The organism is Staphylococcus sp. Ze2, assembly GCF_048568365.1.
GTDB lineage: Bacteria > Bacillota > Bacilli > Staphylococcales > Staphylococcaceae > Staphylococcus > Staphylococcus xylosus.
In genome coordinates this window covers 651,043-663,681 of sequence record NZ_CP183486.1, presented here as the reverse complement: position 1 = coordinate 663,681, position 12,639 = coordinate 651,043, and the positions used below count along the sequence as shown (strand labels likewise).

Genomic DNA, 12,639 nt, shown 5'->3' with positions numbered 1-12,639 from the left:
AAGACATCATTTTCAATTTTACTTTTACAAAATTGATTAGGCACTCATCACAATACATAGTTTTATTACAAATAATTTGATAAATGGAGCGATTATGATATGTACAAACTCATCAAACCTATTTTATTCCAAATAGATCCTGAAAAAGCGCACGGGATGACAATTAACGCACTCAAATTCGTCCAAAAATATCCAAAACTTTTACCTGTTGTTAACCAATTATTCCACTATAAAAATGAACACTTACACCAAAATATCAAAGGCATACATTTCGAGAACCCAATTGGATTAGCAGCTGGGTTTGATAAATCTTGTGAAGTACCTAAAGCCTTAGAAAACGCTGGTTTTGGTGCACTTGAATTAGGGGGTATCACACCTAAACCACAACCCGGTAATCCCAAACCACGTATGTATCGCTTAGTAGAAGATAACGCACTGATTAACAGAATGGGTTTTAATAATTTAGGCATGAATAAAGCTTTAAGTAATCTACGTAAATATAGTTATCAAATTCCGATAGGTCTAAATGTTGGGGTTAACAAGACTACATCTCATGATGCGCGATATGAAGATTATATTAAAGTTATAGATACATTTGAAAATGACGTTACTTTTTTCACGGTGAACATCAGCTCTCCTAATACAAAAAATCTACAAAGTTTCCATGATAAAGATGAATTCGCCCAATTGTGCGAAGCTATTCAATCTTATAAAGAAAATCAAAATCTAAATGTACCTATTTTCATCAAGCTTACATCTGATTTAACATTAGACGGTCTTGGTCAAATGCTAGAGCCGATAACGCAAACTTTTGACGGTATTATACTAGCTAATACAACTCAGCAACGTGAGCATTTAAATTCAGACAACCGTCATGAAACAGGCGGATTGAGTGGAAGACCGTTATTCAACCGCAATCTAGAATTAATTTCATATGCTTATAAGCAAACAAATGGCAAATTCTTAATTATTGGTACAGGTGGTATTTTCAATGATGCTGATGTCATTAAAATGTTACGTAGTGGTGCTTCATTAGTGCAAATATATAGTTCTTTAGTTTTTGAAGGACCTGGATTAACTCAAAAATTAAATAAGCAACTAGCACTTTATCTCAAATCTAATGGTTATAATAACGTTAGTGAAATTATTGGATTAGACGCCTAATATTTCTAGGTGCTTGTTTGCACTCATTCTTGCACTGCCTCTTTTACTTTAATAATAATAGGGTATATGTATAATAAAAGGAGGTAGTGCCATTATGTATAAAAATATATTATTAGCTTACGATTTTGATAATTCGTTTAACAATGTACCTGAAGCGTTGCAAAATCTAACCGTTGGCGTGGATGATGCTGAAATCACAGTGTTTCATGTTATACCGGAAAGTGAGTTAGAAACTTCAGTACGGTATGATAATAAACATTTTGAAGATTTGGCACATGAAAAAAGCGAATTACTCGAACCTTTTGTTAATCAATTAAAAGACCTAGGTTTAAATGTAAATATTAGATTTAGTACTGGCTACATCAAAAACTCAATTTTGTCAGAAATTAAAGAACACAGCTATGATATTGTTGTAATGAGTAATACGCGTACAAAATCAGATATTAAAAATATACTTGGTAATGTGACACACAAGATTGCAAGTAACGTGGATATACCCGTACTTATTATAAATTAGCCTTCATACAAAAAACTCAATGCTTCTATTCATTTATGATAGAGACATTGAGTTTATTTTTTATTGATGTTGCTTCAAATACTGTTCAATCACTTGTAAGACACCAGAGTCATCATTTGAAGGTGCTTTATGCTGGGCAACCGCTTCTACCTCCGGACTGCAATTAGCCATCGCGTAGCTATGTGTAGTTAAACCTAACATTTCTAAATCATTATTGGCATCTCCAAATGCTAATAACGCGTCTTGTTCAATACCCCATTGTTTTAATATATCTTGAATTGCAACACCTTTATTAACATTTGGTAAAATAAGATCTACACTGTCGTTACCACTTGTTACTGCGCGTAACTCTCCTCTAAATTTAGTTTCTAATGTATCCATAACTTCTTTAACTAAATCTTTATCTTTGATGCGCATAGCAACTTTCACAAAATTATCATCCTCTATTTGCTCAAAGGACTCTACTTTTTCAATATCATAATAGTAATTACTAATAAAATTCAAAAATTCTTCGCTGCTTGTCTGCTTGACATAAGCTGATTGAATACCACTCAATACAATGTCCGTTAACTCAAAGTCTGCTGTAAGTGTCTCCACTACATCATAAATAAGTTGTGGATCAAAATAGTAAGATGTCACCAATTCATTATCATAATAAGTAACAGCACCGTTTTCAGCAACATACGTAATATGTTGATCTTTTTCTGGAAAAAATGACTGTAATTGAGCATATTGATTACCACTTGCCACAATAAATTTAATATCTTGCCGTTTCAATTCATAAAATATTTTCTCAAAATATGCCTTATCATATGTGTGATCTGATTTTAAAAATGTACCATCTTTATCTACTGCGATTGCTTTTATCATCATTGATACTCCTTTCTGTTTTCGAGGTATAATTAAATAGTCATATACTTGTTTAAACTACATTACAATAATATTAAAAAGGTGACCATCAATATCTTTAAATAAACCGCCATAATAACCTTCATGCATAGTACCACTTTGTAGAACTTGTCCACCTGACGCTTCAACTTGTTCTAATAAATAATCCACATCTTCTGGTTCAGCCACAGAAATAGAAATTAATGCACTATTACTTCCGACATTTGAAACTTGAGCAACTTTCTCAAATTGATTGCGTTCAATAAGCATTATGATTTTATTATCTAAAGTTTCAATTCCTCTCATTTTATCTAAAACTGCTTCGTTCCTTTTAATTGTAAAACCTATTTCACTAAAAAATGTTTCACTTGCTGCTAAATCCTCTACCGGTAGATTAAGCCAAGATGATTGTATATTCATTTTAGTCCCCCCATTTTTAATCACCATACCATACTCCACTTTTAAAGCGCTATAATGAAACTATCTCATCCCTCGTCTTTCTCGCTTATACGGTAATTTCCTTAATAAACTACGATAATAAATTCATATTTATTTGACACATAATCTCTAAATGAGTTAAAGTTTTTAACATCTTATTTGCTTATTTTCAACACTTTAAAGCATCTAAAGATAGTTATAACCAAATTATGATGAAATTAAAGTATATTATTAATCATCAGTATTTTATGGCATTTGAATAATCAAATCCTACATATCTCTGATTATTCGTTTTACATTAGCCATATTGTTTTAACTAAAAGGAGTAAAATAAAATGACTAGTACAATCAATGTGCACGTCTTACACACTGGTTCAGTGATAGTAGATGAAGCATTACCATTCAACTATAAATATAATCCCCCTTTAGCATGGACTGGATTATTTAGATCTAAAAAGAACCAACTGCGTCTACCTGTATCTGTCTATCTTATAGAGCATCCAAAGGGCCTTGTTCTAATTGATACGGGTTGGCATGAAATCAATCGAACAAAGCCTATTAAAAATTTAGCTTTTCAATATCCAATAAACAAATCAGTTCTACCTAAAGGTTCCGCTGTACATGAACAAATTGAAGCATTAGGCTATCAACCTACTGATATAGATTATGTGATGTTGAGTCATTTACACTGTGATCATGCTGATGGCTTGGCACATGTAGCTGATGCAAAAAATATCTTAGTCAGTGAATTAGAATGGAATGCTGCAAATAACGATAAAATTCACTATCTTCCACACCAATGGGACAATATTAATATTCAAACTTATCCTTTAACAGATAATGGTATTGGACCTACAGGTAAATCCTTTGATTTATTTGGTGATGGTACACTCGAGTTTATTCATACACCTGGGCATAGCGCTGGACTATGTACTACACGTGTTAAAGCGCATAAAGATGATGCACCATATTTATTGTTGGCCTCAGATGTAGGTTATGCTGAAAAATCTTGGAAAAACGGCATTTTGCCTGGTCTCGTAATAAATAAAGATGATGCAATCAAATCATTAAATTGGGTAAAAGCCCAAGCAATAGACGAACACTGTATCAAAGCGATTGCCAATCATGATGTCGAAGTCCAACCACAAGTCATTTCATTATAAAGACAATAAAGTTTGGTATTTGATGTGCAACTATGATAATCAAACACAATATAAATATAAATATAATAATCTTAATATATGAATAGATAAACTTAGCTTGTAAGGGCGAGAGTGAGTGATAATTTAATTATACTCATTCTCGCCCTTTATATATATTTCTAAAATCAATAGATTACAAGATTCACCACCACACAAAAGAGTAAATAATCACTTTAAACAACTAATAACACTCAAACGAGCTATATTTCACTATTTTACATATAAATTTCACAAAATTTTCTGAATATTTAGAAGTATTTATGCTATGATATAAATTATCATAATTTAGTTATAAAGTTTTACGATATAGTATTCATTGGGAGAGGTTTATTATGAAAGATTTTTTTAACAAAATTTTTAAAAGGGCGGAACCATCCGTTTATCAAGTGAAAGATGCTCATTTAAATAGAACATTACGAGTTAAGGATTTTTTAGCTTTAGGTGTCGGCACCATAGTTTCTACTTCTATTTTCACGCTGCCCGGAGTCGTTGCAGCACAACACACAGGTCCTGCAGTTGCACTTTCATTCTTACTAGCAGCAGTAGTAGCTGGTCTTGTTTCTTTTGCATATGCTGAAATGTCGTCTGCAATGCCTTTTGCTGGTTCGGCTTATTCATGGATAAATGTAGTATTTGGTGAGGTGTTTGGCTGGGTAGCAGGATGGGCCTTACTTGCAGAATACTTTATTGCTGTCGCCTTTGTTGCATCAGGTTTCTCTGCGAACTTACGTGGTTTAGTTTCACCATTAGGACTCGAATTACCAAAATCACTTTCTAACACATTAGGTAATGATGGTGGTGTCATTGATATTGTCGCAGCTATCGTAATTATTCTTACAACTTGCTTATTAGCATACGGCGTATCAGCAGCTGCACGTATCGAAAATATACTTGTCGTCATTAAAGTATTAGCCGTATTATTATTTATTGTCGTAGGTTTAACAGTTATTGATTTCAGTAATTATGTACCATTTATTCCAGAACATAAAGTTACCGAAACTGGATCCTTTGGAGGGTGGCAAGGTATCTATGCTGGTGTGTCTATGATTTTCTTAGCATATATTGGTTTTGATTCAATTGCTGCTAATTCGGCCGAAGCAATCAATCCACAAAAAACAATGCCTAGAGGAATCTTAGGTTCACTATTAATTGCAGTAGTACTATTTGTTGCAGTTTCACTTGTGCTTGTCGGCATGTTCACGTACTCAGCATATGCTGGTAACGCAGAACCTGTTGGTTGGGCTTTAAGACAAAGTGGATTTGGTGTAGTAGCTGCAATAGTACAAGCAATTTCTGTAATCGGTATGTTCACAGCACTCATCGGTATGATGTTAGCAGGTTCGCGCTTACTGTATTCTTTTGGTCGAGACGGTCTCTTACCTTCTTGGTTAGGAAAATTAAATAATAAAAACTTGCCTAATCGCGCACTAATAATACTTACTATCATTGCAGTTATTATTGGGTCAATGTTCCCATTTGCGTTCTTGGCTCAATTAATATCTGCCGGTACACTTGTCGCGTTTATGTTTGTTTCTATAGGAATTTTTGGTTTACGCCCTAGAGAAGGTAAAGACATTCCAGTACCAGCATTCAAAATGCCTTTTTATCCTGTAATGCCCGTTATCACATTCGTGAGTGTAGTCATCGTATTCTGGGGACTAGGTTCAGAAGCAAAATTATATACACTTGCCTGGTTTATCATAGGGCTAATTATTTATCTCGTATACGGTGTGAGACATTCTAAAAAAGGAAAACCTTCTTAATAAACAAAAACAGGTTCGGAACATTAATGTTGCGAACCTGTTTTATATGTTAGCAAAAGATTAATCTTCATCCTCATCTATTTGGGATAACTTACGAATATTAGAAAAGTCTACTTTTTTAATTAATTTTTCATAGGTATTTAAAGCCGATTCTGTGATTTTAAGTCCTTCTTCTGTTAAATAGATATACATAGCACGTTGATCTTCAACACATTCTTGCCTTACAACTAATGCTTTTTCTGGTTTTTCTATTCGTACAATCAATCTAGACATTGCACTTTGGCTTAAATCAACAATTTTTATCAAATCATTAATTTTGTATTTTTTTCCTTTAGCTTTATAAATTTCATATAATACATAAAATTCTTTCAAACTTAAATTGTAAGATTGCTTCATTTTTTTCTCAATTAATGTTTCTATATAATGAACGTATTTGGTTAATTGTACCCAATTATCGATTTTTTGTTGTTTTTCCATCATATCCTCCCAAAGATATATCTATGATTACTTCTCATAGTTTATCTTTTACTCATAAAAAATCATTTATATTAAAGTTAGCCAATGTAATATACATCCTTCATATATAAATCCCTAATACTCAATTTATTAATTGTTATTAATATTTTACATCATCATAACGTATATTGAAATATTTGCTGAGACCTTTATCAATTAATACATAAATTTGATAAGTATTGCTAAAACATTTATACATCCTTAATACCAATTAATTATTAAACTTCTGTTTGACCAAAAATAATACCTAAAAAGTGCTCACTAAAAAGCATCAATCCATTATAAAGAATAGATTGATGCTTTATTAGAGCATGGTGTTATAAATCAATTAATGTTGTAATAATTTTTCTTTTAAATCTTTACGTTCATAATCTAATGAATAAGGATCATTTAACCAGTAAATACCTTCATCTACTTTAAACGTTTGCCCTTTTTTCACTGCATCTGTATTCTTCCAAACATCTTTATTTTCGAATGATAAATCACTGCCTTTAGCAACTGGTGTTACCACGTAATCACCTGTCATTTCAGGAATTTGTTCTTCAGAGATATCTGCCAAATCATTTTCTTGTGTTGCTTTTTCTACTTTTTCAGGCATTTTCAGTCCAAAGGAATCATATAGAATTTCACTGCCGTGGCCATATGTTTTTCCTAAGGCGTAGATTTTTTTATCAAAGTCTTTAATAATTGATACTGTAGTATCTGCACCAATTGCGTCTTTAATTTCTTTTCCATCGTCTTTCGTTTTTTCTTCCCATTGCTTAACCCATGCGTCTGCTTTATCTTCTTTACCTACAATTTTACCTAACTCTTTATGTTGTTCTTTATAGTCATGTTTCATATAGTCAAAAGCTATTGTAGGTGCAACTTTATTTAATTTTTTGATATTTTTATCTGTATTGTACGTAATTATCAAATCTGGTTTTAGTTTTGCTACACTTTCAACATTTTCAGCATCTACTTTTTCTACATCTTTAAATTTATCTTTTAAAACTTTACTATCGTTTACAATATTAGCTACGCCAACGATATTGGCATCAAGTTGTTTCAATCCCCCAGCATATGTAGCACCTAAGACTACAATACGTTTAGGTTTTTTCGGTATTTCAACTTTTTCTCCTGAGTCTTGTTTATATGCTGTCTTTTCACTATTTTCCTTTGACGACTTGTCATTTGAACCATTGCCACATGCTGCTAACATAAGTATTAAAGCTAGCAATGGTAATAATATTTTTTTCATGCGTAAAATATCCCCTTTTCTCATATTGAATATAATTATACATGAAGTTATATGATTCTCAATAATATGACGCACATTATTTTTAAAATTAAAACATATAGTTTTTCTATCATTAAAAATTAAAAACAGCTACCTAATAAATTGCTAGTAGCTGTTTCGTGTATTCATGGCGCTGTTTGTCGAATAAAAATTTAATATTAAAATCATCTATGATTTCACCATTTTTCATGACAATTAATCGTTCAACGATTTGATTTAAAAATGCTAAATCATGAGATATTAATAACATACCTTTGTGTGTATCTGCGTAGTACTGTTTTAATACTCCGATCATACTTTGCTCAGCAATAACGTCTAAGCTAGCTGTAATCTCATCGCAAACCAACATATCTGGTGCTAACATCAATGTACGAATCGTATTAAAACGTTGTAATTGGCCACCACTTAATTGATCGGGGAACCTATTCAATAACTTTTCGTCTAGGTACATGTTTTTCATTAGTATATGCATTCGCTGACGAACTTCATATGAGTTTGAGTCACGATGATACTTTATCGCTTCTTCTAAAGATTTGGAAATTTTAAATTTTGGGTTAAAACTATCATAAGCATGTTGAAATATAGGTAATAATCGAAAATTATTATTTGTATATTGTTCTTGAGGTACTGGTAATAGACCTAAAATAATTTGTGCCAATGTCGTTTTACCAGAACCACTCTCACCTACAATACCTACAATTTCATCTGACTGTATAGTAAGATTTATATTATTTAAAATAGGGGTTTGACCATATTTAAAATTCAAGTTACTTATGTTAATCATTACTGCTCCCCTCCTTTAATTGGCTACGGGAGTTAAATAATTTCAAGCTATATGGATCTACATCATGATTTTTAAAGGCTTGTATATGGTTTGAATCGACTATTTTTCCTTTTTGGATCACGTGTATCCAATCGCTAAAATTTAAAACATGTGATAAATTATGCGTTATTAGTAAAAGCGTAACTTTATGAACCTCTGCCAAATGTTTGATTAGGTTCATAATGTTAGCGCCTGTTATCACATCTAGTGATGCAGTGGGCTCATCAGCAATAATTAATTTCGGATTGAGCATCAACACACTCGCTATTTGTACTCTAGCAAGTTGCCCACCTGACAGACTAAAACGGTAACTATCCATTGTTTTATCAGGTACTAAATCAACCCATTCAAGCGCTTGCGTTACAAATTTTTTAGCCTTAGCTTTATCTATCTTATAGTGTTGCCTATAAATCGCAATCAATTGTTTACCTAATTTCGTATGCTCATTGAAGCTATGCGTATAATCTTGAGAAATAAAACCAATTTCTTTTCCCAAAAGTTCGTGCATATTCAACAATTTTTCACTGTCATAATTTAAACTGTCGTAGGTCATTGTTAAATTATCAGGTAGTTGTTGCACTAACGCTTTGGCAGTCAAACTCTTTCCCGAACCACTTTCTCCTACCAAAACATTTACTTTACTTGCTTTTAAATTGAGATTTATGTGATCTATCAATGTAGTACATCTTTCATCTTTAATTGTTAAGTTGTTAATCTCAAATAAATTAGTCATTCGTATCACGCTTTCCTTTTAATAATTTATCTCTTAATGCATCGCCAGCTAAATTAAACAAGAGAATAGTTGCTGTAATTAAGCACGCTGGAACAATTAAAAGTAACGGATATGAACTAATATAATCTCTGCCTGTATTCAACATTGCTCCCCATTCAGGTGAAGGTGGCTGTGCGCCTAAACCAAGAAATGAAAGCGATGAAATATATAATATTATTTTCCCAAAATCTACTGTCATCAGCACAATAATAGATGGTAAAACTTGTGGAAAGAAATGTTTAAAGATAATGACATGTGTTGGCACGTTAAATAATCGAGCCATTTGTATATAAGGTTTTGTGATTTCACTACTTACTATTGAACGGGTCAACCTAGTGTAAGTCATCCATTTAATAATGGTAATTGCTATAACCAAATTCCAAATACTAGGTTTAAAAAAACTAGCAAATGCAATCATAAGGACAAATTCAGGAATACTTAATCCTATATCAATAATGCGCATAATAATTGTATCAACGATGCCTTTTTTGTAACCAGCAATTAATCCTAATGGCATGCCAATTATGACCGTAATCAACAAGGTAATCAAACTAATAATCAATGTATACCTTGCACCAATAATAACTCTTGAAAGTAAATCTCTACCATAATCATCTGTGCCTAACCAATGGTTTAAGCTCGGCAGTTCAAGACTACTTCCTAAATTCACCTCATAAGCGTTAATTACTGACACAAAAAATTGTGCGATGATAAGAACCAATAAATACAATGCAAACACATAAAATATAAGATGCTGTTTATTTAATTGCTTCATTATATTTCACCATCCTGTCTTTGCCGTTTCTTAAGATGGCGTGTGTTATTGAAACGGCGTTTGGGCTCTAACCATAACAATAATAAATCACTTACTGTATTAGCTAAAACCACAAAGAAACCAATCATAATTACCGCACCTTGTACAACAGGGTAATCTCTTGCACGTATACTATCTACTAGGAAGTGCCCAATACCTGGTATTCCGAATAAATTTTCAATGACAACAGTGCCTCCTATAAGACTCCCCACAGACATACCTAGCACCGTTATAACAGGTAAAATCGCCGGTTTAAACAAATCACCCCACAAAATGTATCTTTCAGACATACCTCTAAGACGTGAAGCCTCAACCTCTTTAGATTGGTATAATTCTATTAAATTCGATCGCATCAATCTGACATAGTATGCGCTCATACCCACACTCAATGCTATCACAGGTAAAATGTAGCCAGCTATCGTATCTATACCTGAAGATGGCAAAACATTAAATTTCTGCGCAAAAATATAAATTAAGATTGTACCTAAAAAGAATGAAGGAACACTCACCGTAAAGGATGTTACAGTTCTAATAAATATATCAACCCACGTATGATAATATTTCGCTGCTAAAATCCCCATTGGAATTGCTGTTAGCAAGACAACCACTATAGTTAGAAAAGCAATGCTTAATGTCGGCGGTGTATAATAAATTAATTCTTTTATTACGGGTTCACCTGTTTGGTAGCTCGTTCCGAAATTAAGCTGTACAATTTGTCCTAACCATTGAAAATATTGTATGACAACTGGTTGGTTTAGTCCTAGCTTTTCTTTTGTAGCTTCTACTTGGTCTGAGGATACATTTGCTATATCTAAATGTAGAATTTTATTAACTGGATCGCCAGGTGTTAGTTTCATTAATATGAATGTAATGCTAGAAAGGACAAACAATACAACGATCATTTGTCCAATTCTAGAGAGTATATTTTTAATTATCATTATTTCTTATCGACCTTATAATCGATTAAATAGATACCCTCGGGTGTTGCTTTTAAGTTCTTCACTTCTTTGTTCATGCCGACGATATTATCCATATATGAAATATAGCTATTTGCAAAATCATTTTGCGTAATGCTAATAATTTCATTTGTTAATCGATTACGTTCAGATTTATCTACTGTTTTATTAAACTCATCGATTAATGCTGTTACTTTCTGATTGTTATAGTCTCCAGAATTAATTGCACCTTTAGGTTTGTATGCCTGATTAAAGAAGTACCCTGTATCTCCTCTAGGTATTGTACCAAAGCTATATAAAGAGGCATCCCATTGCTTTTTATAACTTAAATAACCTTCAATATCATCTACATTGCGAATAGTAATATCGATATTGGCTTTTTTAGCATCTGATTGAATGACTTGTGCCATTTTAGGCAGTTCTGGTCGCCCATTATACGTAGATATAGTTAATTTTAATGGATGCGATTCAGAATATCCTTCTTCTTTCATAATTTGTTTGGCTTCTTCTAAATCTTGTTTTTGTATAGGTTGCTTATCTATGAAATCTAATTTTGTATTAAATGGTCCTGTAGCTGGTTGAGCATGATTCTTAGAGACATTACGCGCGATACTTTCACGATTAATAACTTTATCTAGCGCTTTACGTATAGGTTTTGACATTTTGTCACTTGCATGATTGTACATAAGTAATGACGTTCTAAATCCTGATACTGTATCAGTAGTTGTCTTATCTCCATCTTTCAACTCTTTTTCCTTTTCAACAGGAACATCTGTAATTACATCAGCTTTACCTGATGCTAAATCACTTGTACGTGCATTACCATCTTCTTGATATGTAACATTTACATGATCTAGCTTAGGTTTACCTTGCCAGTAATCATCAAAACGATCTAACTTGATATTTTGAGATTGCTTATAGTGTTTAATTTGGTATGGTCCTGTACCAACAGGCGTTTTATTAACATCTTCTACCTCTGTATCGTAAATTGCAGAAAACGGACTTGCTAACTCTGACACTAATTCAGGATAAGCTTCTTTTGTAGTAATCGTAATATTTTGACCATCTACATTAATATCTTTAATTGGAAGCGACCCTTTAACGAGATCACTTTTCTTAATACTTTCTTCCAAACTAGCTTTTACCGCTTCGCCTGTCATTTTCTTACCATTTTGGAATTTAATATCATCTTTTAACTTAATATCCAATTGTGTTGGTGATTTTTGTTTGTATGAATCAACCAATACTTTTTCAACTTTACCATCTGCACCAGCTTTAAATAAAGCTTCTGCAGCACCTATTTTCACAGGCACGTCTGTCTCATAAGGTGCAATAGAAGTTGTTTTTAATGGCAGTTCAACGTCTAAAGTTTTTCCTTTGGACTCATTGCCTGAACCACTACACCCCGCTAAGACTACGGCTGATATTGCAAGTAATGAAACAATTTTTTTCACTATAATTCCTTCTTCCTAATAAATTAATAATCAATTAGAAAATCGAGCTACTC

At 32.6% G+C, this 12,639-nt stretch carries 13 protein-coding genes; 4 read left to right on the top strand and 9 right to left on the bottom strand.

Annotated elements, in window-relative coordinates:
* Window positions 1-99: 99 nt before the first annotated feature.
* Both ACM591_RS02755 and ACM591_RS02750 read left to right on the top strand, forming a co-directional pair.
* The gene (locus ACM591_RS02755; RefSeq protein WP_326026000.1) at window positions 100-1,164 is read left to right on the top strand and encodes a quinone-dependent dihydroorotate dehydrogenase; all 1,065 of its coding nucleotides are present in this window, start codon (window positions 100-102) and stop codon (window positions 1,162-1,164) included.
* Window positions 1,165-1,258: 94 nt separating this feature from the next.
* Entirely contained in the window at window positions 1,259-1,681 is a 423-nt protein-coding gene (locus tag ACM591_RS02750; protein WP_029378156.1) for a universal stress protein, read from the top strand.
* A 60-nt stretch (window positions 1,682-1,741) separates the two neighbouring features.
* Here the strand turns inward: ACM591_RS02750 and ACM591_RS02745 are convergent, their stop codons facing one another.
* Both ACM591_RS02745 and ACM591_RS02740 read right to left on the bottom strand, forming a co-directional pair.
* Window positions 1,742-2,551, bottom strand: a complete 810-nt coding sequence (locus ACM591_RS02745) for a Cof-type HAD-IIB family hydrolase (protein ID WP_038679199.1) — start codon at window positions 2,549-2,551, stop codon at window positions 1,742-1,744.
* A gap of 57 nt (window positions 2,552-2,608) precedes the next feature.
* Window positions 2,609-2,989: a VOC family protein gene (locus ACM591_RS02740; protein WP_029378154.1), complete on the bottom strand. Its 381-nt coding sequence runs from the start codon at window positions 2,987-2,989 to the stop codon at window positions 2,609-2,611.
* Window positions 2,990-3,342: 353 nt separating this feature from the next.
* Between ACM591_RS02740 and ACM591_RS02735 the strand changes: the two genes are divergently transcribed.
* Together ACM591_RS02735 and ACM591_RS02730 are read left to right on the top strand one after the other, a co-directional pair.
* On the top strand, window positions 3,343-4,170 hold the full coding sequence (locus tag ACM591_RS02735; RefSeq protein ID WP_326026001.1) for an N-acyl homoserine lactonase family protein: 828 nt from the start codon (window positions 3,343-3,345) through the stop codon (window positions 4,168-4,170).
* A 371-nt stretch (window positions 4,171-4,541) separates the two neighbouring features.
* The gene (locus tag ACM591_RS02730; RefSeq protein ID WP_186335505.1) at window positions 4,542-5,972 is read left to right on the top strand and encodes an APC family permease; all 1,431 of its coding nucleotides are present in this window, start codon (window positions 4,542-4,544) and stop codon (window positions 5,970-5,972) included.
* A 60-nt stretch (window positions 5,973-6,032) separates the two neighbouring features.
* Here the strand turns inward: ACM591_RS02730 and ACM591_RS02725 are convergent, their stop codons facing one another.
* From ACM591_RS02725 to nikA, 7 genes are all read right to left on the bottom strand, one after another.
* The gene (locus tag ACM591_RS02725) at window positions 6,033-6,449 is read right to left on the bottom strand and encodes a MarR family winged helix-turn-helix transcriptional regulator (protein ID WP_029378151.1); all 417 of its coding nucleotides are present in this window, start codon (window positions 6,447-6,449) and stop codon (window positions 6,033-6,035) included.
* A 367-nt stretch (window positions 6,450-6,816) separates the two neighbouring features.
* Window positions 6,817-7,728 carry an ABC transporter substrate-binding protein gene (locus ACM591_RS02720; protein WP_418354418.1) on the bottom strand — a complete coding sequence of 304 codons (912 nt, stop codon included), beginning with the start codon at window positions 7,726-7,728 and terminating at the stop codon, window positions 6,817-6,819.
* A 133-nt stretch (window positions 7,729-7,861) separates the two neighbouring features.
* Window positions 7,862-8,551, bottom strand: coding sequence for an ABC transporter ATP-binding protein (locus ACM591_RS02715; protein WP_029378149.1), 690 nt, complete (start codon window positions 8,549-8,551; stop codon window positions 7,862-7,864).
* Window positions 8,544-9,323 (bottom strand): ATP-binding cassette domain-containing protein, encoded by a 780-nt coding sequence (locus ACM591_RS02710; protein ID WP_029378148.1) that lies wholly within the window; start codon window positions 9,321-9,323, stop codon window positions 8,544-8,546. Before ACM591_RS02710 ends, ACM591_RS02715 begins: the two co-directional genes overlap by 8 nt.
* Window positions 9,316-10,137, bottom strand: coding sequence for a nickel transporter permease (nikC, locus tag ACM591_RS02705; RefSeq protein ID WP_326009158.1), 822 nt, complete (start codon window positions 10,135-10,137; stop codon window positions 9,316-9,318). The genes ACM591_RS02710 and nikC overlap by 8 nt, the downstream gene beginning before the upstream one ends.
* A complete protein-coding gene (gene nikB / locus ACM591_RS02700; protein WP_029378146.1) occupies window positions 10,137-11,114 on the bottom strand; it encodes a nickel ABC transporter permease in 978 nt (325 codons plus the stop codon). Before nikB ends, nikC begins: the two co-directional genes overlap by 1 nt.
* Entirely contained in the window at window positions 11,114-12,586 is a 1,473-nt protein-coding gene (gene nikA, locus ACM591_RS02695) for a nickel ABC transporter substrate-binding protein (RefSeq protein ID WP_326026003.1), read from the bottom strand. The genes nikB and nikA overlap by 1 nt, the downstream gene beginning before the upstream one ends.
* Window positions 12,587-12,639: the final 53 nt, after the last annotated feature.